General features: G+C 72.3%; 18 protein-coding genes and 2 pseudogenes. 6 read left to right on the top strand and 14 right to left on the bottom strand.

The window, feature by feature from the left end; all coding sequences use genetic code 11:
• Positions 1-19: 19 nt before the first annotated feature.
• Positions 20-1,282: a glycoside hydrolase family 26 protein gene (locus ACWD1Z_RS32105; RefSeq protein ID WP_451123531.1), complete on the bottom strand. Its 1,263-nt coding sequence runs from the start codon at positions 1,280-1,282 to the stop codon at positions 20-22.
• A 125-nt stretch (positions 1,283-1,407) separates the two neighbouring features.
• On the opposite strand from ACWD1Z_RS32105, the gene ACWD1Z_RS32100 reads away from it, so the two are divergent.
• Positions 1,408-2,673, top strand: coding sequence for a carboxylate--amine ligase (locus ACWD1Z_RS32100; protein WP_451123529.1), 1,266 nt, complete (start codon positions 1,408-1,410; stop codon positions 2,671-2,673).
• Between the two features lie 63 nt (positions 2,674-2,736).
• Here ACWD1Z_RS32100 and ACWD1Z_RS32095 read toward each other — a convergent pair whose 3' ends face one another.
• The 3 genes from ACWD1Z_RS32095 to rdlA all read right to left on the bottom strand — a co-directional run bounded on the left by ACWD1Z_RS32095 (position 2,737) and on the right by rdlA (position 4,467).
• On the bottom strand, positions 2,737-3,420 hold the full coding sequence (locus tag ACWD1Z_RS32095; RefSeq protein WP_451123527.1) for a chaplin: 684 nt from the start codon (positions 3,418-3,420) through the stop codon (positions 2,737-2,739).
• A 137-nt stretch (positions 3,421-3,557) separates the two neighbouring features.
• A complete protein-coding gene (locus tag ACWD1Z_RS32090; RefSeq protein ID WP_451123525.1) occupies positions 3,558-3,785 on the bottom strand; it encodes a chaplin in 228 nt (75 codons plus the stop codon).
• A gap of 286 nt (positions 3,786-4,071) precedes the next feature.
• Positions 4,072-4,467: a rodlin RdlA gene (gene rdlA, locus ACWD1Z_RS32085; protein WP_451123523.1), complete on the bottom strand. Its 396-nt coding sequence runs from the start codon at positions 4,465-4,467 to the stop codon at positions 4,072-4,074.
• A gap of 237 nt (positions 4,468-4,704) precedes the next feature.
• Between rdlA and ACWD1Z_RS32080 the strand changes: the two genes are divergently transcribed.
• A complete protein-coding gene (locus tag ACWD1Z_RS32080) occupies positions 4,705-5,097 on the top strand; it encodes a rodlin (protein ID WP_451123521.1) in 393 nt (130 codons plus the stop codon).
• A gap of 82 nt (positions 5,098-5,179) precedes the next feature.
• Here the strand turns inward: ACWD1Z_RS32080 and ACWD1Z_RS32075 are convergent, their stop codons facing one another.
• From ACWD1Z_RS32075 to ACWD1Z_RS32065, 3 genes are all read right to left on the bottom strand, one after another.
• Positions 5,180-6,718 (bottom strand): YfbK domain-containing protein, encoded by a 1,539-nt coding sequence (locus ACWD1Z_RS32075; RefSeq protein ID WP_451123519.1) that lies wholly within the window; start codon positions 6,716-6,718, stop codon positions 5,180-5,182.
• A gap of 147 nt (positions 6,719-6,865) precedes the next feature.
• Positions 6,866-7,720 (bottom strand): ABC transporter permease, encoded by an 855-nt coding sequence (locus ACWD1Z_RS32070; protein ID WP_451123517.1) that lies wholly within the window; start codon positions 7,718-7,720, stop codon positions 6,866-6,868.
• Positions 7,717-10,350 (bottom strand): alpha/beta fold hydrolase, encoded by a 2,634-nt coding sequence (locus tag ACWD1Z_RS32065; RefSeq protein WP_451123515.1) that lies wholly within the window; start codon positions 10,348-10,350, stop codon positions 7,717-7,719. Before ACWD1Z_RS32065 ends, ACWD1Z_RS32070 begins: the two co-directional genes overlap by 4 nt.
• A gap of 223 nt (positions 10,351-10,573) precedes the next feature.
• Here ACWD1Z_RS32065 and ACWD1Z_RS32060 point away from each other — a divergent pair, with 223 nt between their 5' ends.
• A complete protein-coding gene (locus ACWD1Z_RS32060) occupies positions 10,574-11,959 on the top strand; it encodes a condensation domain-containing protein (protein WP_451123513.1) in 1,386 nt (461 codons plus the stop codon).
• Between the two features lie 3 nt (positions 11,960-11,962).
• On the opposite strand, the gene ACWD1Z_RS32055 is transcribed toward ACWD1Z_RS32060, so the two are convergent.
• A complete protein-coding gene (locus ACWD1Z_RS32055; RefSeq protein WP_451123511.1) occupies positions 11,963-13,357 on the bottom strand; it encodes an APC family permease in 1,395 nt (464 codons plus the stop codon).
• A gap of 355 nt (positions 13,358-13,712) precedes the next feature.
• Between ACWD1Z_RS32055 and ACWD1Z_RS32050 the strand changes: the two genes are divergently transcribed.
• Positions 13,713-14,561 (top strand): hypothetical protein, encoded by an 849-nt coding sequence (locus ACWD1Z_RS32050; protein ID WP_451123509.1) that lies wholly within the window; start codon positions 13,713-13,715, stop codon positions 14,559-14,561.
• A 114-nt stretch (positions 14,562-14,675) separates the two neighbouring features.
• Here ACWD1Z_RS32050 and mmsA read toward each other — a convergent pair whose 3' ends face one another.
• The 5 genes and pseudogenes from mmsA to iolC form a co-directional block, all read right to left on the bottom strand.
• Positions 14,676-16,178: a CoA-acylating methylmalonate-semialdehyde dehydrogenase gene (gene mmsA, locus ACWD1Z_RS32045; RefSeq protein ID WP_451123507.1), complete on the bottom strand. Its 1,503-nt coding sequence runs from the start codon at positions 16,176-16,178 to the stop codon at positions 14,676-14,678.
• Between the two features lie 14 nt (positions 16,179-16,192).
• Complete coding sequence (gene iolD / locus ACWD1Z_RS32040) at positions 16,193-18,070, bottom strand: 3D-(3,5/4)-trihydroxycyclohexane-1,2-dione acylhydrolase (decyclizing) (protein ID WP_451123505.1); 1,878 nt, start codon at positions 18,068-18,070, stop codon at positions 16,193-16,195.
• Entirely contained in the window at positions 18,070-18,966 is an 897-nt protein-coding gene (iolB, locus tag ACWD1Z_RS32035) for a 5-deoxy-glucuronate isomerase (protein ID WP_451123503.1), read from the bottom strand. Before iolB ends, iolD begins: the two co-directional genes overlap by 1 nt.
• A 7-nt stretch (positions 18,967-18,973) precedes the next feature.
• A complete protein-coding gene (locus ACWD1Z_RS32030) occupies positions 18,974-19,858 on the bottom strand; it encodes a Cgl0159 family (beta/alpha)8-fold protein (protein WP_451123501.1) in 885 nt (294 codons plus the stop codon).
• Between the two features lie 479 nt (positions 19,859-20,337).
• Positions 20,338-21,279, bottom strand: a pseudogene (iolC, locus tag ACWD1Z_RS32025) (5-dehydro-2-deoxygluconokinase); the annotation flags it as partial.
• Between the two features lie 150 nt (positions 21,280-21,429).
• Between iolC and ACWD1Z_RS32020 the strand changes: the two are divergent.
• Entirely contained in the window at positions 21,430-22,353 is a 924-nt protein-coding gene (locus ACWD1Z_RS32020; RefSeq protein WP_451123498.1) for a helix-turn-helix domain-containing protein, read from the top strand.
• A 371-nt stretch (positions 22,354-22,724) separates the two neighbouring features.
• Positions 22,725-22,925 (top strand): helix-turn-helix transcriptional regulator, encoded by a 201-nt coding sequence (locus tag ACWD1Z_RS32015; protein ID WP_234847426.1) that lies wholly within the window; start codon positions 22,725-22,727, stop codon positions 22,923-22,925.
• Between the two features lie 47 nt (positions 22,926-22,972).
• On the opposite strand, the pseudogene ACWD1Z_RS32010 reads toward ACWD1Z_RS32015, so the two are convergent.
• Positions 22,973-23,407: pseudogene (locus tag ACWD1Z_RS32010) on the bottom strand (zinc-binding dehydrogenase); the annotation flags it as partial.
• Positions 23,408-23,494: the final 87 nt, after the last annotated feature.

The following is a 23,494-nucleotide window of genomic DNA, read 5'->3' as shown; positions in this document are numbered from 1 at the left end:
GCCCGCCACCACCGGGGGCTCACCGGTTGCGCGAGAACCAGTCGAAGCGCAGGCACAGCTTCCCGCCGAGCCAGTACTCCACCCAGTCGCCCAACTCCAGCGGCGAGCAGTTCGGCGGGGTGACGGGCGGAGCGGTGGGCTCGCCCGGGGTCGGCTCCGGCGTGGGCTCGGGCGTGGGCTGCGGCACGTCCGTACGGCCGGACAGGACCGAGCGGTAGATCTCCGCCGACTCGGGGTTGGCCCGGCACTGCCACACACCGTGCGGGCAGTAGTCGGTCAGCGTGTTGTACAGCGGCTTGTGCTCGTCCATCCAGGCGAGCATCCGCCGCATGTACTCGGGATTGTCACCGTTGCGGAAGAGTCCCCATTCCGGATACGAAATGGGCTTGCCGTGGGCTTTGGCGAAGTCCACGTGCGCCTGGAGGCCGTAGGGCTCCTTCACCTGTTCGTCGAACGGCATTCCGCGCGGCTGGTCGTACGCGTCCATTCCGATGATGTCGACCGTGTCGTCGCCCGGATAGCACTCCGTCCAGGGAACGGCGTCCCGGCCCCGGGTCGGGGTGAAATCGAACAGGAATTTCTGCCCCGGCACCGCACGCATGGTGGTGACGATCCTGTTCCAGTACTTCTTCCACGCCTCCGGGTCGGGGCCGCAGCGATGGGTGTACGTGATGCCGTTCATCTCCCAGCCGAGCACGATCACCGTGTCCGGGACCTTCAGCTCCACCAGGCGCTCGGCGAGGCGGCGGTAGTGGCGGTCGAAGGCGCCGGCCGCGCCCTGCCGCAGCAACTGCCGGACCTCGGTGTCGGAGACTCCCTCCTCGTTGCGCTCCTGCATGGGGACGTTGAGGACGAACATCCGGTCGTCCCGTTCCCGCCGCCAGTCGGCCCAGGCCTCCAGGAAGTTGGGGGCGCCCTCGATGTTGCTCCACCGGTCGCCGGGCAGGTACGTGTGGCCGACCCGCAGGTCGGCGCCGTCCAGCCAGCGGCTGAGCTCGGCGATCCGGTCGACGCCCCGGGCGCTGTAGTCGAGGTAGGCGCCGAAGGCGGGGGTGTGCTGGGGCGGCGCCGCGGGTGCCGGAGTCGCCTGCGCGGTGACCGTGGGTGCCGGGGTCGCCTGTGCGGTGGCCGTGGGTGCCGGAGCGGGAGGATCGGCGACCCGGCCCACCCCCGTGCCCGCGGCGAATCCCGTACCGGACGCCAGGGCTGCGGACGCGGCGACGACCACCGCGACACACGCCAGCCGCCGACGGGACCGGGACGGTCGCTGCTGTGGGGCCATGCCTGCTCCTTTCTCCACACTCGCGGTATTTCCCATTACTGACACCCAGTCATATGAACAGGCATTACGCCACCGTTGTTACGGCTTTCGAGTGCCCCGCTCGCCCGACCGAAGGAATTGAGTCCGTGTCGCTGTTCGACACCCGGATCCCCGCAGTACTGCTGCGGATCGACCGGAATCCCTTTCACCACGGAACGCTGGGCGCCGTGCGCTCGCTGGGCCGGGCGGGCGTGGAGGTGCATGTGGTCGCCGACTGCGCGGCGTCCCCGGTTCGCCGCTCCCGTTTCGTGACCCGCGTGCATCCGGCGCCGCCGCCCGGTGCGGCCCCGGCCGACATCGCGGGGGCGCTGCGCAGGGTGGCCGCCGGGATCGCGAGGCCGGCCGTGCTGATCCCGATGGACGACGCGGGCGCGGTGGCGGTGAGCCGGCTCGGCGCGGAGCTCTCCCCTGCCTATCTCCTGCCGCAGCAGCCCCGTTCACTGCCCGAGCGGGTCGCCGACAAGGCCGAGCTGGCGGGGATCTGCGCCGCGGCGGGCGTACCGCACCCCCGCACGCTCGTCCCGGCCAGCGCCTCCGAGGCCGCGGCGGACGCCTGGCGGCTGGGCCTGCCGGTGGTCGCGAAGTGGAGCCGCCCCTGGCTGCTGCCGCCGGGCAGCGGGCTGCGCAGCACGGCGATCATCCGCTCGGCGCAGCAGGCACGGGAGCTGTACGCGCGCACAGCGGAGGCGGGCAGCGAGCTGCTGCTCCAGGCGTTCCTGCCGCCGGGTCCGGACCTGGACTGGTTCTTCCACGGGTACGTCGACCGCGCGGGCGCCCTCCGGGCGGGCGGCACGGGGGCGAAGCACCTGTCCTGGCCGCGCGGCGCGGGGCTGACCGCGGTGGGCCGCTGGACTCCCGACCCCCAAGTGCGGGCGCTGGCGGCGGGCTTGGTGGCACACCTCGGTTACCGCGGCATCCTCGACCTCGACTTCCGCCGCTGCGCCACGACGGGCCAGTACCACCTGCTCGACTTCAACCCGCGCCCGGGCGCCCAGTTCCGCCTCTTCACCGACACCGCGGAGCTGGACGTCGTACGGGCCCTGCACCTGGACCTGACCCACCGTCCGCTGCCGGAGGGGTCACCGCGTCCGGGGCGGCTGTTCGTCGTGGAGAACTACGCGCCGTTGACGGCCCTGCGTCCGACGCGGCAGGGCCGCGAGACGGCCTGGTACGCCCCGGACGACCGGGCGCCGGGCCGGGCGATGTGGACCCTGTGGACCAGGCACGTGTCGCGCCGCGTGCTGGACCGGCTGCGCCGCCTGTGCCGGCGGTCGGTGCCGCCGGCCGAGGCGCGCGTGGTCCGGCAGGGGAAGGCGCCGGTCGCCGACGACGAGAAGGCGGGCAGTCACTGAGGTGCGCGGGCGCACACACCACGGGTGCCGGACGTCCTGGACGTCCGGCACCCGTTGTCCGTCTCACCGATGGGACGCGGCCCGTCCTCGCCGGTACAGAACGGCCCCGCCCGCGATCAGCGCGGCACTGGCACCGGACGCGGCCAGCATGCCCTCAGCGCTACCGGTCTCGGGCAGCATGGGCGCCGGCCCGTTGTGGCCCCCGCCGGGAGGTGGCGGCGTGTGCTCACCGGCCGGAGGCGGAGGGGTGTGCTCACCGCCAGGGGGCGGCGGGGGCGTGTGACCGCCACCGGGCGGCGGAGGGGTCTGTTCCCCACCGGACGGCGGTGGCGTGTGACCGCCACCACCCGGGGGCGTGTGACCGCCACCCGGAGGAGTGTGGCCGCCGCCCGGGGGCGTCGTGGGCGGTTTCGGCGGGGGCGTGTCGCCGTACCCCCCGTCCCCGTCCCCGTCCCCGTGGTCGCGGTCGTCGTCGCCGTGTCCGGAATCGTCGTACGGCTCCCCGTACGCACCGCGCTTCGTCGCGTCGTCCGCCGTGGCGCAGTCGTTGCCGAAGGACGGGTTGAGCGCGGCGACCACGTCGACGGTGTTGCCGCAGGCGTTGACCGGGAGCTCGACCGGCGCCGACACGTCGTTGCCGGACGCCACGCCGGGCGAATCCTTGGCACCCCCGTCCGCGCTCGTGTCGGCGAGGGCGGGAGCACCGCACAGGGACAGAATGCTTGTCGCGGCTGCGGCCGCGACCATTCCCCTGCTCAGGGTCTGTCGCAATCTCGTTGTCTTCCTGCTTGAAGAAGTGAAGGAAAAAAAAGCCGGCCTCGGAACGGGGAGAAGGCGTCCGAGGCCGGCCGTGCCACAAGCGGAGTGGCTGGTGCGCTGCGTCGTCAGTCGTTGACGCAGGTGTTGCCGAACGCCGGGTTCAGCAGGGCGATGACGTTCACGGAGTTGCCGCACACGTTGATCGGAACGTGCACGGGAATCTGGACCACATTGCCCGACAGGACGCCGGGGGAGCCGATGGCCGCACCCTTGGCCTCCGCGTCGGCGAACGCCGGGGTGGCCATGCCCATGGCCATGATGGCACCCGCGACAACAGCAACGCTCTTCTTCATGAACTATCCCTTCTCAGCGGTCATGCCCCTTTGTCGGCCGAAGCCGAAGCGAGCTGGAACGGCTCGCACCATGACCTGCAGCCTGCTAACGAGCAATTCACGGATGAGGAAGCCGTGGAACGTGCGACACCGCGAAATTCACTCGCATGCCTCGTTCCACGCCGCCCCCGCTCCGCCGGGAGAGCGACGAGCACACCGTCGCGTCGCCCGGAGGGTCCGTTCCCTGACGCGACCGGGCGGCCCGCAGAGAATTCCGCGGACCGCCCGGGCTGCGTGAGGCCACGGCTCAGTTCGACTCGCCGTTCGCCGACAGGACCGACAGGTCCTCCAGGATGTGCGAGAGCGCGCCATCGCGCTTGGCCTGCGTGGAGTTGTCGGAGCACTGCTGCGCCATGTCGTCCGACAGGATCGGGACGTCCTGGATGGGCACGATGTTGAGGACGGCGACGTTGATGTCCTCCAGCGCGGCGCACGGCTTGTTCAGCGTCCCGTCGACCAGCGAGAGCTGCGGGCTCATGTCGCCCTTGGTCGCCGAGTTGCCGAAGGACGAACTGGCACCGTTGCCGTTGGCCACGGCCGGGCCGGAGTCGTCACCGATGGCAAGCGCCTGGGGAGCCGCCGCCACCGACATACCAATGACAGAAGCGGCAGCCGCCGCGGCGACCATTGCCTTCTTGAGCACTTCGCGTTCCTTTCCTCGTAGCGACGCATGTCGTACGGCTTCATCAACCGAGCGCGTCGGGATTGGTTGCGGGGATTCACCCGGTTGGCCCGCACGGAGTCGAAACGCGCGGTCCCAGCGGTGCGGGCAAACGTCCCCGGTGTGGGCCGACGGAGTGAACGGGAGAAACCAAGTCGCGCCCCATCAGTTGGATCAGAGCGCTCCGGTGCACACGTTTTTCTCTGAAAGGACTGGCCAGTGATCAAGAAGGTTATTGCCACCGCGGCTCTCGCCGCCTCCGTCGTGGGTGCCTCCGCTGCCACGGCGCCGCAGGCGCTGGCGATCGGTGACGACAGCGGTCCGGTCACCTCGAACGGCAACGGGGCGATGCAGAGCTTCGGCAACTCGAGCACGTACGGCAACATGAGCCCGCAGATGGCGCTCATCCAGGGCTCCTTCAACAAGCCCTGCATCGCCCTGGAGGACATCAACGTCCCCATCGTCAACATCGTCTCGATCCAGGACCTCCCGATCCTGTCGGACGACATGAACCAGCAGTGTGCCGAGAACTCGACGCAGACCAAGCGGGACGGCGCGCTGGCGCACCTCCTGGAGGACGTGTCGATCCTGTCGGAGAACAGCGAGCGCTGACGCCGGTACGAGGGCGGGGCCACCGGTTGTCCGGTGGTCCCGCCCTTCGGTGTGTCCGGCGCTGCCGGCGGTGTGCGGTCGGTCAGTCCTCGGGGTCCAGGGGCACGGCCCGGCGGATGGTCGCGGCGAGGTCCCGCACCGCCCGGTCCCCGGTGGTGTCCGCCAGCGTGCCGGCGTGCCCGGCCAGTTCGCGCAGGGGCGGCGCGCCGGGCAGCGCCGGCCGGCGGTTGCCGTCGCGGCGGAGGGCGTCGGCGAAGTAGGCCGCGACGGCCGTGACCTGGAAGCGGGGGCTCGCGCTCCAGAGGTCGTCGTGGAGCGAGGCCCGCTCCAGCCGGCCGGACTCCTCGTGCGGGGCGCGGGTGTCGGGGTCCTGCCAGCGCACGGTGGCGGTGGCGAGATGGCCGTCGGCGCCGGGCACGGTGCGGACGGCGTACACGGCGGTCACGGTGTGGCCCGGGCCGACCTCGCCGCCGTCCACCCGGTCGTCGCGGAAGTCGTCGTCGGCGACGCGGCGGTTGTCGTAGCCGACGAGGCGGAACTCGGCGACCGTCTCCGGGTCGAAGGCGACCTGGGCCTTGGCGTCGCGGGCGGTGAGGTCGATGTTCCGCGGAAGCTGCTCGCTGAAGACCTCGCGGGCCTCCTCCTCGCCCGACACGTACACCGTGTGGCCGTCGCCCCGGTCCGCCAGGCGTTCCATCAGGGCGTCGCCGTAGTCGCTGCCGACGCCGACGCCGAAGAGGGTGATGCCGTGTTCGCGGCGGGCGCCCTCGATGCGTTCGAGGATGGTGTCGGCGTCCGTGGCGCCCGTGTTGGCGAGGGCGTCGGAGATCAGGACGACCCGGTTGGTCGCGCCCTCGCGCAGGCCCTCCACCGCGGTGGCGTAGCCGGTCTCCACGCCCGCTTGCAGGTTGGTCGACAGGGTCGGCTCCAGGCTGTCGACGGCGTCGTGGATGTCGTCGCGGTGGCCGCCCACCCGGGTCATCGGCAGGACCGTCTCGGCCTCGTCGCTGAACGTCACGATCGCGACCGAGTCGTCGTCGCGCAGGCGGTCCGTCATCACGCCCAGCGACTCCTGGGCCAGGTCGAGGCGGCCCTCCTCGCTCATCGAGCCCGAGATGTCGATGACGAAGGTCAGGGCGGCGGGCGGGCGTTGGTCCTCGTCCGGGGCGGCTCGGGTGGCCAGGCCCACGCGGACCAGGGACCAGTCCTCCCGGTCCGTGCGCGCGCCGTCGACCGTGACGGAGAAGCCGTCGCCGTCGGGGCGGTCGTAGTCCTGGCGGAAGCTGTTGACGAACTCCTCGGGGCGGACCGTCCAGGGGTCGGGCAGCCGGCCCTCGGCGAGGGTGCGGCGGGCGTAGCCGTAGGAGGCGGTGTCGACGTCGAGGGCGAAGGTGGAGAGGTGGTCGGGGGACGGGGCGATGTCCCGGGACGTGCCGTCGTCGTCCCGCTCGTCGTGCCCGCCGCTGTCGGGGGCCGGGGCCGGGTGGTAGTCGCCGTTCTTGTCCGTGCTGTCCGTCGCGTGGTCGCCGCTGCCCTGGCCGCAGCCCGTGAGCAGGAGGCCCGCCGTCGTGAGCGCCAGCACCGCGCCCCGCCACCGTCGTCGTGTGCCGTACCGTGCCATCGTCCGTGCCCCCTGGGTCCGTTGACGCCGACTTCTGTGACTGTGACGGGGCCAGGGGGCGGAACGTGCGGTACGGGGTGTTGCGGGTGGGTCTCGAAGTGGGCACGGAAGGGGGGCTTCGAGACCGGTGGGTGATCCTCCGGTGACCTAGGAGACCACGTCCTTGCGCGCGAAACCGCGGAAGGCCAGCGCGAACAGGACGACGGCGTACGTTACCGAGACGGCGACGCCCTGGATCATGCCGGACCACTCCGGGGTGGGCTGGACGGCGTCCGCCCAGGCGAACTGCCAGTGCGCGGGCAGGAAGTGGCGCCAGTCGCCGAGGGCGGTCACCGCGTCCAGGACGTTGCCGACGATGGTGAGGCCCACCGCGCCGCCGACCGCGCCAAGCGGGGCGTCGGTCTTCGTCGACAGCCAGAACGCCAGCCCGGCGGTGACCAGCTGGGAGACGAAGAGGTATGCCACGACGACCACCAGGCGCTGGGCCGCGGTGCCGGCGTCGAGCGAGCCGCCGGTGGGGATGGCCAGCGGGCCCCAGCCGTAGGCGGCGGTGCCGACGGCCAGCGCGACCACCGGCAGCAGCACCATCGCGGCCAGGCTCAGGCCGAGCCCGACGACGAGCTTGGACCACAGCAGCCGGGCCCGCGGCACGGGCGCCGCGAGCAGGTAGCGCAGGGAGGACCAGCCGGCCTCCGAGGCCACCGTGTCGCCGCAGAACAGGGCGACCGGGATGACCAGCAGGAAGCCGGCGGAGACGAACAGGTTCACCGCGGCGAAGTTGGCGCCGGAGGCGGTGGCCGTGTCCATCAGGGTGATGCGGTCGCCGCCGCGGTCCGGTTCGCCGCCGATCGCGAAGGCGACCAGCAGTACGAACGGCAGCGCGGCCAGGATGGCGCCCATCACCAGGGTGCGGCGGCGCTTGAGCTGGCGGAGCAGCTCCACGCGCAGCGGCAGGGTGCGGCCCGCCTGGTAACCGGAGGCGACCTCGGTGAGCGTGCTCATGCGGAACCTCCGATCAGGGTGAGGAAGGCGTCCTCCAGGCGGCGGTGCGGGCCCACCGACGCCACGGGCACGTCGAGGCGGACGAGTTCGGCGACCAGGCGGGAGGCGCTGCCGTCGGCGCCGAGGCGGACCAGGAGCCCGTCGTCGGTCCGTACGGCCGAGGCGACCCCTTCGAGCGCGGTCACCTTCTCCAGGACCGGCTCCTCCACCGGCGTGGCGGTGCCGACCAGCAGCGTGTCGCCGGAGCCGACGATCTCGCCGACCGGGCCCGCCTGGACGAGCCGGCCGCGGTCCATGACCACCAGGTGGGTGCAGGTCTGCTCGACCTCCGCCAGCAGATGGCTGGAGACGATCACCGTGCGCCCGGCGGCCGCGTACCGGATCATCACCTCGCGCATCTCGCGGATCTGGGGCGGGTCGAGGCCGTTGGTCGGCTCGTCCAGGATCAGCAGGTCCGGCAGGCCGAGCATGGCCTGGGCGATGGCCAGGCGCTGGCGCATGCCCTGGGAGTAGGTGCGCACCGCGCGGGCCAGGGCGTCGCCGAGGCCCGCGATCTCCAGGGCCTCGTCCAGGTGGGCGTCCCCCGCGGGGCGGCCGGTGGCGGCCCAGTACAGCTCCAGGTTCTCCCGGCCCGACAGGTGCGGCAGGAAGCCCGCGCCCTCGACGAAGGCGCCGACCCTGGACAGGACCGGGGAGCCGGGGCGGATGGCGTGGCCGAAGACGCGGATCTCGCCGCCGTCCGGGCGGATCAGGCCCATCAGCATGCGCAGGGTCGTCGTCTTGCCGGCGCCGTTCGGGCCGAGCAGGCCGAGGACCTGGCCCTTGTCGACGCGGAAGGTGAGGTCGCGGACGCTGTAGCGGTCGCCGCCCGCGTACTTCTTGCTCAGGTCCGTGATCTGGAGCGGGACGTCGGCCAGTGCCGGGTCGGGGGCGGGTGCCGTGGTGCGGCGGCGGGCGGTCAGCAGCAGGGCCGCGGCGACCAGCGCACCGGCGAGCGGCAGCCACCACACCCACGCGGGCAGCGGGGCGGCGGCGGCGGTCACGCCGGGGGCCGTAGGCACGCTCAGGTCGCTCTGCAGGGCGACCCGGTACGTCGCCGGGGCGGCCGGGGAGGCGTAGCCGAGGTCCGTGGAGGCGAGGACCAGGCGCAGCCGGTGGCCCCGGTCGATCTCGTGGTCGACGGCGGGGAGCGTGATCGTCACGTCCTTGCCGGACTTCGCGCCCTCCACGCGCACCGGGGCGACCAGCTGGGACGGCAGCACCTGCTGGGTGCCGTCGGCGCCGACGTCGTAGACCTTGGCGAAGAGGACGGCGTCCTCGCTGGTCGACTCGACGTGCACGGTGACCGTCGGGGAGCCGGTGATGCGCAGGTCGTCCCGGACGGGGGCGGAGTCGAAGCGGGCGTACTGGCCGGGGAAGTCGAGGGAGACGCCGACGCCGAGGGAGGAGAGCTGGGCGAGGCCGCCGCCGCCCAGGCCCGGGAGGGCGGAGACGGCGGGCGGGTTGGCGCCGGCCGGGTTGGCGAAGCTCTGTTCGCGGCCGGTCAGGGCGACCTCCTTGCGGCCGCTGTCCAGACCGGGGTAGCGGTCCCCGCTCGCGCCGCGCAACTGGGCCTGGCCGTCGGTGGAGTCGACGCCTCCGGTGCGGGTGACGCGGAAGGCGGGGCCGGTGTCGACGGCCTTGTCGTCCTTCAGGTACCGGTCGAACCAGGCCCGCACGCGCGCCCGGAGCCGGTCGATCTCCTGGTCGCCGCCGTCATGGCCGCCCGCGATCCAGTCGACGTCGACGGGGGCGCCGTTGGCGCGGATCGCCCGGGCGGCGGCGTCGGCCTGGCCGAGCGGGAACAGGGAGTCCCGCTGGCCCTGCACCAGGAGCGTGGGGACGTCGATGCGGTCGGCGACGGCGGACGGGGAGCGCTGCTCCAGCAGTGCGCGCGCCTCGGCGTCCGGGGTGCCGGACTCGGCGACCCGCTCGTACATCCGGCACAGCCGGTCCTCGAACCGGTGACAGCCGCCGCCGGTGTTGACGAAGAGGCCGGCCCAGAGCTTCTTGAAGACGCCGTTCGGGAAAAGGGCGTCGGCGAGGTTCCAGTACGTCACCGCCGGGGCGATGGCGTCGACGCGGTCGTCGTACCCGGCGCCGAGGAGGCTGATCGCGCCGCCGTAGGAGGCGCCCGCCATGCCCACGCGCGGGTCGCCGGTCCGGTCGAGCCGGACCTGGGGCTGCTTCGCCAGCCAGTCGATCAGCTTGCTGACGTCGGCGACCTCGCCCTTCGGGTCGTTGAGGCCGATCGCGCCGGTGGACCTGCCGAAGCCGCGGGCCGACCAGGTCAGCACCGCGTACCCGTCGGCGGCCAGCTCCTCGGCCTGCTCGCGCATGTCGTCCTTGCTGCCGCCGAAGCCGTGGCCGAGCAGGACGGCGGGGCGCCGCTCGCCGCCGGAGGTGGTGAAGTACGAGGTGTCCAGGCGTACGTCGCCCGCGGACAGGAGCCGGTCGGCGCGGTGCACCGCGGGCCCCTCGTCCGAGGCGACGGCGGTCCAGGTGCCGGCGCCGGCGAGCACGACGACGGCGGCCCCGGCGGCCAGCAGACGCCGGGGCCGCCGGGACGGCCCTCGCAGTCGAAGATCCATGTGTCAACGGTACGGGGTCAACCTGTCGGGGAGTTGTCGACCGCAGGGTGAACCGGCCCACCTCCCACGGGCGTACGGCGGCCTCCCGCATACCGCGCCCGTGGTACGAGGACCGCTGTTCGAGGCGCCACCCGATCCACTGAAGCGGGGCGAAACGGCACGCCCTGCCGCCGGGCGCGGCAGACCCTAGAAGGTCCGCCCCCCACGCGAACGGAGACGCCCTGTGCGCATCACCGACATCCAGCGCTGCGAGGTCCGGCCCGGCCGGCTCGTCGAGTGGACGCTCAGTCCGGCGACCGTCGAGAGAGCCTCGCGGCTGCCGGACGACACGCGCCCGCCGGCGTACATCCAGGAGTCGCACATCAAGACCGCCCGGACCGTGCGCGAGGACGGGCTGTTCGTCCCGACCTGGCTCGGCACGGCGTTCGACGTCCCGGGCCGGATCGACCTCGACGCCCTCCAGGACGCCCTGCGGACCTGGACGCTGCGCCACGAGACGCTGCGCAGCGGCTTCCGGCTGGCCGGTGACGAACTGCGCCGGTTCACGCTCGGCTCCGAGGAGGTGGCGCTGCACCGCGAGGTGGTCGGCGACTTCACCGACGCGGCGGACCTGGTCCAGCACCTCCAGGACCGGTTCGACGCGGTGGCCGACGCGCTGCGCTGGCCGAACCTGATCTACGCGGCGGTGGTGCGGGACGACGCCACCAGCGTGTACCTGGCCTTCGACCACAGCAATGTCGACGCCTACTCCCTGCACCGCATCCCCGCCGAGCTGTACGAGCTGTACGCGGCGGCCCTCGCGGGCCGGGCCGAGGAGCAGCCGCCGGTGAGCAGTTACATCGACTTCTGCGAGCTCGAACGGGCGGACGCGGACCGGATCGACGAGAGCCACGAGATCGTCGGCCGCTGGCGGGAGTTCATCGGGCGGTGCGACGGGAGGCTGCCGGGCTTCCCGGTCGACCTCGGGGTGGCGCCCGGGGGGCCGCTGCCCGAGCAGAAGCTGATGCGGGAGATGCTCGTCGGTCCGGAGGACGCCGCCGCGTTCGAGGCGTACTGCCGGCCCTGCGGCGGGAGCCTGGTCGGTCTGCTGGCGGCCACGGCGCTCATCGTCCGGGAGATCGGGGGGCAGTCCGTCTACCGCACGGTCGTGCCCTTCCACACCCGGGCGAAGTCGCGGTGGTCGGATTCCCTGGGGTGGTACGTCGGGGGTGCGCCGATCGAGGTGCCGCTGGTGCCGGAGCCGGACTTCGCGCAGGCCCTGCGGAGCGTGCGCGCGCAGTTGCAGGCCGCCCGGCCGCTGGCGCGGATGCCGCTCGCCCGGGTGCTGACCCTGCTGGGGGCCGACTTCCGGCCCACCTCGCCGGACCTGTACTCGATCGTGTCGTACCTCGACGCCCGGGGGATTCCGGGCGCCGGAGACTGGGCCGGGCGGTCGGCGTACGCGCTGATCAGGGTGTCGTACGGGGATCAGGTCTGTGTCTGGGTGAACCGGCTGCACGAGGGGCTCTGGCTCGCCAGCCGGTACCCGGACACGGACGTCGCGCAGAAGAACATGCGGCTGTACGTGGAGCGGTTGCGGGATGTCTTGGTGGCAGTGGCCCGCGGGTGAGGGCTAGTCCCGCGCGTCGTGCGGGAGGGTCACCAGCCATCGTGTGGCCCGCCTCGGGCGGAGGTACAGCGCCCAGTACAGGGTGGCCACGGCCGTGATGCCGCCCGTCCACAGCAGGTACTCCGTCTCCTGCTGGGCCAGGATGTAGGCCAGGACGACGATCAGCAGGACCGGCATGGCGGGCCACAGGGGCATGCGCCAGGCGGGGCGGTGCCGGTGGGCGCCGCGGCGGGCCAGCAGGGCGGCCACCGCGACCAGCAGGTACATGCCGGTCACCGACACGCCGGTCACGCCGTACAGGGTGTCCAGGTTGACGAAGCACATGGCGGCGCCGGGGACGCCGACCGCCAGCGTGGCGACCCAGGGGGAGCCGAAGCGGCCGAGCTTGGCGAAGACGGCGTTGACCGGCTCGGGCCAGGCCTTGTCGCGGGCCGAGGCGAACAGGACGCGGGAGTTCTGGATGACCATGACGATGCCCGCGTTGATGATCGCGAGGGCGACGCAGAGGCTGACGAAGGTACCGACCGCGGAGTTGGACCAGGCCTCGACCATGCCGCCGATGTCACCGCTGGTCAGCTCGGAGAGGTCGGAGGCGCCGAGGGTGATGCCGATGACCGGGACCAGGATGATCACGGCGGAGATGCCGAGGGTGGCCAGGACGGTACGGGCGACGTTGCGGCGCGGGTTCTCCATTTCCTCGGAGAGGTAGACGGCGGTCGAGAAGCCCTGGGTGACGAAGAGGGCGATGGCGAGCCCGGAGACGATCAGCATCGCCGTCACGGTGTCGACGCCGCCGTCGGCGCCGGCCACCTGGAGCGAGACCAGGCTGTCCGGACCGCGCTCGGCGTGGGCGAAGCCCAGCACGGCGACCACGGCCGCGGCCACCACCTCCAGGACCAGGAAGACGCCGGTGATCCAGGCGTTCGCGCGCAGGTCCAGCAGACCGGCGAGGGTGGCGAGCAGCATCACGCCGGCGCCCGCCATCGAGGGGTCGAGGTCGACGATCGGGGCGAGATAGTCGGCCGTGCCCATCGCGATCACCGGGGGCACGATCATCACGACGAGCAGGGAGAGCACGAAGACCAGCCAGCCGGCGAGGCGTCCGGCCATCGTGGTGACCATCGCGTACTCGCCGCCGGCGCTGGGGATGAGGGTGCCCAGCTCGGAGTAGCAGAACGCGACGGCGATGCAGAGCAGGGAGCCGATCGCGATGGTGAGCGCGGTGGCGGTGCCGAGCGAGCCGAAGAGGTCGGGGACGACCACGAAGAGGGTGGAGGCGGGCGTCACACAGGAGAGCGTGAGCAGAGTGCCGCCGACGACTCCGATCGAACGCTTCAGCTCCGGTGCGCGGGCCGGTACGTCATCGGGGACGAGGGACTTCTCCAGCGTGTCGGTCATGCGGCGGTTCCGATCGGCTCGTGCGGGGGTGGTTTCGGGCGGGAGCGCTATCGCCTCCGGCGGCTTCGGTCGTACGTGGTTTTCCGTCCGCTCCCGGCGCTGCATGGAACACCGACGAAAACCAACACGTCAATGGTTGTTTACCTACGAAATCCGCAGCCGATTGACCCTCTAGATCGCGTATACAGCAGAAGAGGCAAGCCGTTCCGCTTCTTGCGGCCGTACGGGAACCGCAACGTGAAGGTCGAAAAAACTGCCGACGTCCGGCATACGGACGTGTCGGTGGGGGCCGCTAGAGTCGTTTTGTCACACAGCGATGTCACACAGCGAAGACACAGCGATGGGGTGGGGACGGATGAAGCTGAGGCACACCACGGCCTGGGTGGGGGTCACGGCGGCGGCCCTGGTGGCGGTCACCGGGTGCGGGTCCGAGGGGGCCGAGGAGACGACGAAGAAGGCGGCCGAGACGGTCACCGGCGCGGACAAGATCATGGCGGCGCTGGCCCGCGCCACCGACCGCACCGAGCAGCTCGGTTCGGCGGAGGTGAGCATGTCGACCGACATCGGCACGGGCAAGCCGATAGCCATGGAGGGCACCTACTCGTGGGGTGACGGCATGGCCTACGACGTCCAGATGGACACCGCGGCCGCCCAGATGCAGGAGCTCCAGGACGACCCGACGATCCAGGTCCTGCTCGTCGACGGCGTCTACTACTACGACGTCGACCCCCAGGCCTCCGGCCCGATCGCGGGCAAGGAGTGGATCAAGGTCGACTCCTCCGCGGTGTTCGGCGACAGCGGCAGCCAGGCCTACAAGGGCGGCGGCGACGCCGGCAACCCGACGGCGTCCATGAAGAGCCTGAAGTACGCGGGCGATGTCGAGGACCTCGGCACCGAGACCGTGAACGGCCAGAGCACGACCCACTACCGGGCCGTGCTCGACGAGAACGACATGGGCAAGTTCAAGGACGCCTACAGCGGCGATGACAGCATGCTGGGCGCCATGACCGGCGGCGCCACCACCATGGAGATGGACATCTGGGTCAACGACAAGGACCTGCCCGTCCGCATGGAGCAGGTGATGGGCTCCATGTCGATCTCCATGGACTTCGCCAAGTTCGGCGCCACCAAGGACATCGCCGCCCCGCCGGCCGCGCAGACCGCCGACCTGACCGAGGCGGTCAAGGACCAGAACGGCCAGTGACACGACCGGGCCCGGGCACGTGAGGTGCCCGGGCCCGCTCGGTGGGTGCGCGGATGGTGGGTGCGCGGATGGTGGTTGCGCGGATGGTGGTTGCGCGGATGGTGGTTGCGCGGATCAGTGGTTGCGCGGGAAGCCCAGGTCGACGCCCGCCGGGGCCTCGGACGGGTCCGGCCAGCGGGTGGTGACGACCTTGCCGCGGGTGTAGAAGTGCGTGCCGTCGTTGCCGTAGATGTGGTGGTCCCCGAAGAGGGAGTCCTTCCAGCCGCCGAAGCTGTGGTAGCCGACGGGGACCGGGATCGGGACGTTCACGCCGACCATGCCGGCCTCGATCTCCAGCTGGAAGCGGCGGGCGGCGCCGCCGTCCCGGGTGAAGATCGCGGTGCCGTTGCCGAACGGCGAGCCGTTGATGAGGGCCACGCCCTCCTCGTAGGTGTCCACGCGCAGCACGCACAGCACCGGGCCGAAGATCTCGTCCTGGTACGCCTTCGCGCTGGTCGGCACCTTGTCGAGGAGCGAGATGCCGATCCAGTGGCCGTCCTCGTGGCCCTCGACCGTGTAGCCGGTGCCGTCCAGGACGACCTCGCAGCCCTCCGCCGCCGCACCCTCGACGTAGGACGCCACCTTGTCGCGGTGGACCTTGGTGATCAGCGGGCCCATCTCGGAGGAGGGGTCGTTGCCGGGGCCGATCTTGATCTTCTCGGCGCGCTCGCGGATCTTCTCCACCAGCTCGTCGCCGATCGCGCCGACGGCCACGACCGCGGAGATCGCCATGCAGCGCTCGCCCGCCGAGCCGTAGGCCGCGGAGACGGCCGCGTCGGCCGCCGCGTCCAGGTCCGCGTCGGGGAGGACCAGCATGTGGTTCTTGGCGCCGCCGAGCGCCTGCACGCGCTTGCCGTTGGCGGCGGCGGTGGTGTGGATGTAGCGGGCGATCGGGGTCGAGCCGACGAAGGAGACGGCCCTGACGTCCGGGTGCTCCAGCAGGCGGTCCACGGCCACCTTGTCGCCGTGGACGACGTTGAAGACGCCGTCCGGCAGACCGGCCTCGGCGAGCAGCTCGGCGATCTTCATCGCGGCCGAGGGGTCCTTCTCCGACGGCTTCAGCACGAAGGTGTTGCCGCACGCGATGGCCAGCGGGAACATCCACATCGGGACCATCGCCGGGAAGTTGAACGGCGTGATGCCCGCGACCACGCCGAGCGGCTGGCGGATCGAGGCCACGTCCACGCGGCTCGCGACCTGCGTCGACAGCTCGCCCTTGAGCTGCACGTTGATCCCGCACGCCAGGTCGACGATCTCCAGGCCGCGCGCGACCTCGCCGAGGGCGTCGGAGTGCACCTTGCCGTGCTCGGCGGTGATCAGCTCGGCGATGGCGTCCCGGTTGGCGTCCAGCAGCGCCCGGAACTTGAACAGGATCGTGGTGCGCTGGGCCAGCGAGGACTGGCCCCAGGTCACGAAGGCCTCCTTCGCGGCCCGTACGGCGGCGTCGACCTCGTCGACCGAGGCGAACGCGACCTTCGTGGTGACCGCGCCGGTGGCCGGGTCGGTGACCGGCCCGTAGGTACCCGACGCGCCGTCGACGGACTTGCCGCCGATCCAGTGGTTGACGATCTTCGTCATGACCAAGAACTCCTTCACAGATGGCGGCGTCGGGTTGAGACGTGCCGGTCGTACTCGTCGCGGGCCTTGACCGCCGACGGTCGGGTCGCGGTCTCGGCCACAGGAACATCCCACCAGGCCTGCGCCTCGGGCGCGCCCGACACTGTGTCTGCCGTTTCGGTCTCCACGTAGACACATGTGGGCGTGTCGGCGGCCCGTGCCTCGGCGAGGGCCGCGCGCAGGTCGCGGACGGTCCGCGCGCGCAGGACGCGCATGCCGAGGCTGGCGGCGTTGGCGGCCAGGTCGACCGGGAGCGGGGCGCCGGTGTAGGTGCCGTCGTCCGCCCGGAAGCGGTAGGCGGTGCCGAACCGCTCGCCGCCCACCGACTCCGACAGGCCGCCGATGGACGCGTACCCGTGGTTCTGCACGAGCAGCACCTTGATGGCGATGCCCTCCTGCACGGCGGTGACGATCTCCGTCGGCATCATCAGGTAGGTGCCGTCGCCGACCAGCGCCCAGACGGTGCGCTCGGGGGCGGCGAGCTGCACGCCGATCGCGGCCGGGATCTCGTAGCCCATGCAGGAGTAGCCGTACTCCAGGTGGTACTGGTCGGCCGACCGGGACCGCCACAGTTTGTGCAGGTCGCCGGGGAGCGAACCGGCCGCGTTGATGATCACGTCCGACTCGTCGACGATGGCGTCCAGCGCGCCGATGACCTGCGGCTGGCTCGGTCGTACATCCGGCTCCGGGGCCGCGAAGCAGGCGTCCACGCGCTGTTCCCAGCGCGCCTTGTCCTCGGTGTACTCGGCGACGTACGACGGGTCGAGCCGGTGATCGTGCATCTCCAGCCGCGCGGTCAGCTCCTCCAGGCCGGTGCGGGCGTCCGCGATCAGGGGGGTCCCGGAGAGCTTGTGGCCGTCGTGGGGCGCGATGTTGAGGTTGAGGAAGCGGACGTCCGGGTTCTGGAAGAGGGTGCCGGAGGCGGTGGTGAAGTCGGTGTACCGGGTGCCGACGCCGATCACCAGGTCTGCGGTGCGGGCCAGCCGGTCGGCGGTCTCGGTGCCGGTGTGGCCGATGCCGCCGACGTCCTGGGGGTGGTCGTGGCGCAGGGAGCCCTTGCCGGCCTGGGTGGAGGCCACCGGGATGCCGGTGGCGGCCGCGAACTCGGCGAGGGCCTCCTCGGCGCGGCTGTGGTGGACCCCGCCGCCGGCCACGACGAGGGGCCGCCGTGCGGTGCGGATCGCGGTCACGGCCTCGGCCAGCTCGGCCGGGTCGGCTCCCGGCCGCCGTACCGCCCAGGTGCGCTCGGCGAAGAACTCCTCCGGCCAGTCGTACGCCTCGGCCTGCACGTCCTGGGGCAGGGCGAGGGTCACGGCGCCGGTCTCGACCGGGTCGGTGAGCACCCGTACGGCCTGGAGGGCGGCCGGGATCAGGGCCTCGGGGCGGGTGACGCGGTCGAAGTACCGGGAGACCGGGCGCAGGCAGTCGTTGACGCTGAGGTCGCCCGCGTAGGGGACCTCCAGCTGCTGGAGGACCGGGTCGGCCGGGCGGGTGGCGAAGATGTCCCCGGGGAGCAGCAGGACCGGGAGGTGGTTGACGGTGGCGAGGGCGGCGCCGGTGACCAGGTTGGTCGCGCCGGGGCCGATCGACGTCGTCACCGCGTGCGTGGACAGCCGGTTCGACTGGCGGGCGTAGCCGACGGCCGCGTGCACCATGGACTGCTCGTTGCGGCCCTGGTGGTACGGCATGACGTCGGCGTACTCCACGAGCGCCTGGCCGAGTCCGGCGACGTTGCCGTGGCCGAAGATCCCCCAGGTCGCGCCGATGAGCCGGTGCCGGGCGCCGTCGCGTTCGGTGTACTGCGCGGCGAGGAAACGGACCAGCGCCTGGGCGACGGTCAGCCGGGTGGTCATCAGTACCCCTCCGTGTGGTCCGGGTGGAAGCAGATCCGCCACTCCCGGGTCTCGCCCGGGCCCGCCATGACGTTCAGGTAGTACATGTCGTGGCCGGGCTGGGCGATCGACGGGCCGTGCCAGCCGTCGGGAACGAGGACGACGTCACCCGAGCGGACCTCGGCGAGCACGTCGGAGCCGCCCTCCCGGGAGGGGGACACGCGCTGGTAGCCGAAGCCGTGCGGGCCGTCGATCTCGAAGTAGTAGATCTCCTCCAGCTGCGACTCCTCGCCCGGCCGGTGCTCGTCGTGCTTGTGCGGCGGGTACGAGGACCAGTTGCCGCCGGGGGTGATCACCTCGACGGCGATGAGCTTGTCGCAGTCGAAGGCGTCGGCGGAGGCGAAGTTGCGTACGTGGCGCAGCCGGTTGCCGCTGCCGCGCTGCTCCACGGGGACCTCCGGCGCGGGGCCGTAGCGGGCGGGGAGTCGTCGCTCGCACCTTGCTCCTGCCAAAGCAAAGCGGCCACCCGCGCCGGAGGCGATCTGGACCCGGGTGTCCCGGGGGGCGTACGCGAAGTCGGTGACCGACGCGAACACGCTTTCCCGGCCCAGGAGTTCGTACTCTTCCTGTTCTGTTTGCACGGTACATCCACCGGTGAGGGGGAGGACGATCCATTCGCTGTCCCCGGTGGTGAAGGTGTGCGTACCGGCGGGGGCGAGCTCGACGATCCGCAGGCTGGAGTGCGTCCAGCCGGCGCGGTCGGGGGTGATGTCGAGGACGTGGTGCGGGTCGGTGGTCGCGCCCTTGGGGATGTGCAGCTGGTTTTTCGTCGGGTTGCTCGTCGGGCTTTTCGTCGGGTTGCTCGTCGGGGTGTTCGTCGGGCTTTTCGTCTCGCTTGTCCTCAGGTTTTTCGTCATGCGGCCCTCACAGCAGTCCTACGGCGGTGTCCACGGCGGCGGCCACGTCGCCGTCCGCCGGATACAGCAGCGAACGGCCGACCACCAGGCCGCGCACGGTGGGGAGTTGGAGGGCGCCGCGCCACTTCTCGTAGGCGGCGTCCTGGTCGTCCCCGATGTCGCCGCCGAGGAGCACGGCGGGCAGCGTCGATGTCTCCATGACCTCGGCCATGTCGTCCGGGTTGTCGGTGACCGGGACCTTGAGCCAGGTGTACGCCGAACTGCCGCCCAGGCCCGAGGCGATGGCGATGGACCGGGTGACCGCGTCGGCGGAGAGATCGTTGCGGAGTATGCCGTCGGGGGTGCGACGGCTGATGAACGGCTCGACGAACAGCGGGAGGTGCCGGGCGGCCATCTCGTCGACGGCGCGGGCGGTGGACTCCAGGGTGTTCAGGGAGCCGGGGTCGTCGTAGTCGATGCGCAGGAGGAGCTTTCCGGCGTCGAAGTTGAGGCGGGCGATGTCCTCGGGGCGGTGGCCGGTGAAGCGGTCGTCGAGTTCGAAGGCGGCGCCCTGGAGTCCGCCGCGGTTCATCGAGCCCATGACGACGCGGTCGTCGAGGGCGCCGAGGAGGAGCAGGTCGTCGAGGATGTCGGCGGTGGCGAGGACTCCGTCGACGCCGGGTCTGCTGAGCGCGAGGCAGAGGCGGGCGAGGAGGTCGGCGCGGTTGGCCATGGCGTGTTTGCGGTCGCCGACGCTCAGGGCTCCGCGGGCGGGGTGGTCGGCGGCGACGATCAGCAGGCGGTCGCGGGTGGGGGTGAGCAGGGGGCGTCGCCTGCGGCGGGCGGCTGCTTCGGCGATGGCCTCGGGGTGGCGGGTGCGGGTGCGGATCAGCTCCGCGATGTCGACGGTCACCGGGGGGCTCCGTCTCCGGCCTCGGTCTCGGCCTCGGCTTCGCCTTCGGCCGGTCGGTTCCCACCCGCACCACCCGTGCGGCTCTCGTCGTCGGGTGCGGGTGGCCCCTGTGGGGCGGGGGCGCCGTCGGCGGGTGCGGGGGGTCGTGGCGGGGTGCGGGCGCCGTCGATGGGGGCGGGTGGCGCTGACGGGGTGCGGGCGCCGTCAGCGGGGGCGGGTCGCCCCGGCGGGATGCTGTCGCCGTCCGCGAGGGCGGGTCGCCCCGGCGGGGTGCGGACGTCGTCCGCGAGGGCGGGTCGCCCCGGCGGGATGCTGTCACCCCCCGCGAGTGCGGGTGGTCCCGGCGGGGTGCTGTCACCGTCAGCGGGTGCGGGTCGCCCTGGCGGGGTGCGGGCGTCGTCCGCGGGGGCGGGGGGTCTCGGTGGGGTGTTGGCGTCGGCGGTGGGGGTGGGGGTGGGGGTTGGCTCTTGTGGGGGGGCCGATCCTGTGGTCAGGGCTGTTGTCACCTCCTCGGGGGTTGGCATTGCCGAGGAGCATTCCAGGCGGGAGGCGACGATGGCGCCGGCCGCGTTGGCGTGGCGCATGGTCGTCTCCAGGTCCCAGCCGCTGAGCAGGCCGTGGCAGAGGGAGCCGCCGAAGGCGTCGCCGGCGCCGAGGCCGTTGAGGACGGTCACCGGGAGCGGGGGGACCTCCGCCCGGTCGCCGTCGCGGTGCACGGCCAGCACGCCCTTGGGGCCCTGCTTGACCACGGCGAGTTCCACTCCGGCATCGAGCAGCGCGCGGGCGGCGGCGTGCGGGTCGCGGACTCCGGTGGCGACCTCCACCTCGTCGAGGTTGCCGACGGCGACGGTGGCGTGCCGGAGCGCTTCGGCGTAGAAGGGGCGGGCCGCTTCGGGGTCGCTCCAGAACATGGGGCGCCAGTCGAGGTCGAACACCGTGATGCCGGACTTGGCGCGGTGGGCGAGCGCCGCGAGGGTCGCCGTACGGCTGGGCTCCTCGCTCAGTCCGGTGCCGGTCACCCAGAAGACCCGGGCGGCGCGGATGGCGTCCAGGTCGAGTTCATGGACGTCGATCTCCAGGTCGGGCGCCTTGGGCTGACGGTAGAAGTAGAGCGGGAAGTCGTCCGGCGGGAACACCTCGCAGAAGGTGACCGGGGTGGGCAGGCCCGGGACCGGGGTCACCCAGCGGTCGTCGACGCCGAAGTCCCGCAGGGCCTCGTGGAGATAGGTGCCGAAGGGGTCGTCGCCGGTGCGGGTGATGACGGCGGTGTCCCGGCCCAGCCGGGCCGCGGCGACCGCGACGTTCGTCGCCGAGCCGCCGAGGAACTTGCCGAAGGAGGTGACCTGCGGCAGGGGGACGCCCGTCTGCAACGGATAGAGGTCCACCCCGATCCGCCCCATGGTGATCAGGTCGTACGCCATCGCGTTCCCTTCGTATCGGCTCTCCCGGCTTTCTAGCCCTGGGGACGGAGCCCTGTCAATGTTTTGTCCAGACATTCGGACCAGACGTGGCACCTGAGCGAGCGGCTCCCGCGGGTGTTGTTCTCGCCGTACGGCTGCAATGCTCGGTGCGTGCTTGTTCGGTCCGGGCACGGGCCCGGTGGATCCTGGGAAGTCGCCTTCGGCCGGCCCCACCCCCGGCTGCGGCCGGGACTGATCAGTTATCGCGGGTTCCGGCTCGGCTTCGAGCGGCCCCGGCGACGGCTGGAGACGCCGATCGGGGCGGCGACCGTGCTGTTCGGGTTCGGGGACCCGGTGCGGATCCTGCGGCCCGGGCGGGCGCCCGACACGCTGGTGTCCCTGTTCTGCGGGCCCACGACCACCCCGGCCGTCGGCGAGCACGACGGGCGGCTGGCCGGGATCGAGGTGCTGCTCACACCGTGGGCCGGGTTCACCCTGTTCGGCACTCCGCAGCACGAACTCGCCGACCGCACGGTCGACCCCGACGACCTGCCGCACGCCCTGGACATCGGCGTGCGCGAACTCGCCGGCGCGCTCGCCTCATTGCCGACCTGGCAGGGCCGGTTCGGGCTGCTGGACGAGGTGTTCACACGCTGGTCCGCGGCCGGGGTGCCCAGTTCGGGGCGGGTGGTGCGGGCCTGGTCGGAGCTGGTGCGCACGGGCGGCGCGATGCCGGTGCCGCGGCTCGCGGAGGAGGTCGGCTGGAGTGCGCGGCATCTGGAGAGCCGGTTCCGGGAGCAGATCGGGCTCGGCCCGAAGGCCGCGGCCCGGGTGCTGCGCCTGCAGCGGGCCCGGCGCCTGCTGGCGGCCGGACGCGCCGCCGCCGAGACCGCGGCCCTGTGCGGGTTCTACGACCAGGCCCACCTGAGCGGTGAGTTCAAGACGATGACGGGGTGCACGCCCCGTCAGTTCACGGCCGCCCGGCGGTCGTCGGTCCGGACCGCGGAGGGGTCTCCGGTCGCGGACCGGCTGGCGGGCGAGGTCACCAGTCTCGTGCTCGCGTCCGGCGGCAGTTCGGTTTTCTCCAATACCTGACGGGATCTCCACCGGCACGCTGTGCCCCTGACCTCGAGCGGACGACGCGCCGAGGTCGGCGGGGGAAACGGCGGGCCGGACCCGACGCAGCGGGTGCGGCCCGCCCTGCCGCACACATTCCGCCGCGGCCGTCAACGCGCCACGCCCATGCGCCCGCGTGCGCCTTTGCGTCACCTGTGTCACAAACGCCCCCCTTGTGTCACACATGTCGCGCCTACGCGGGCCTTGCGTCACACCCGGCGCACAGCCCCTGCCCTGCGGTCACCGAGCGTCGTTCACCGGGCACAGGCTTTGTGATCACCAGCGCAGCGCCCGGTACCCCCGACGGCCGTTCCGGCCGCCGCCGCGGTGCGCGCGGGGAGGTGCACGTCATGACCGACCGACGGCTCTGGTCGTACAAGGAGATCGCGGCGCACATCCGGGTGCAGCCCGACACCGTGCGGTCCTACCGCAAGCACGGGCTGCTGCCCCCGCCCGACCACGTGGAGGGCGGCAAGCCCTACTGGTACGCCGACACCGTCCGGGCGTGGGTGGCCTCCCGCCCGGGCAACCGCGGCCGACGAGCGGACTGACGCTCCGGCGCCCCGGTCTCCGGGTGGGGACTCCCCCGGCCGGGGCGTCAGCTCCAGGGCTCGATGACCGTCACCCCGGACCCCGGTGCCCTGCCCATCGCCGCCAGCGCGGCCGGGGTCTCGTCCAGGGTGATGGTGGAGGTGACCAGCAGGTCGGGGCGCAGCATGCCGGACCGGACGAGCTCCAGCATCGGCGGGTAGGTGTGCGCGGCCATGCCGTGACTGCCGAAGATCTCCAGCTCCCAGCCGATGACGCGGGCCATCGGGACGGGGGTGGTGCCGTCGGCCGAGGGCAGCAGGCCCACCTGGAGGTGCCGGCCGCGGCGGCGCAGGCCGTTCACCGAGGCGGCGCAGGTGCCGGGCGAGCCCAGGGCGTCGAGGGAGAGATGGGCGCCGCCACCGGTCAGGTCCCGGACCGCCTCGGCCGTGTCCGGGGTGCTCGCCGCGTCCACGCAGTGCGCGGCCCCGGACTTCCTTGCCAGGAACGCGTATCGCTGCGCTGATCACCTCGAGTGCGAGAAAGTAGAGCTGGATGTCCCGGCGACACCGATGGCTCTGCGATGCCGGTG

Source organism: Streptomyces sp. NPDC002784 (assembly GCF_053592135.1).
The sequence above is the reverse complement of the archived record's forward strand: the minus strand, read 5'-3'. Positions and strand labels throughout refer to the sequence as shown.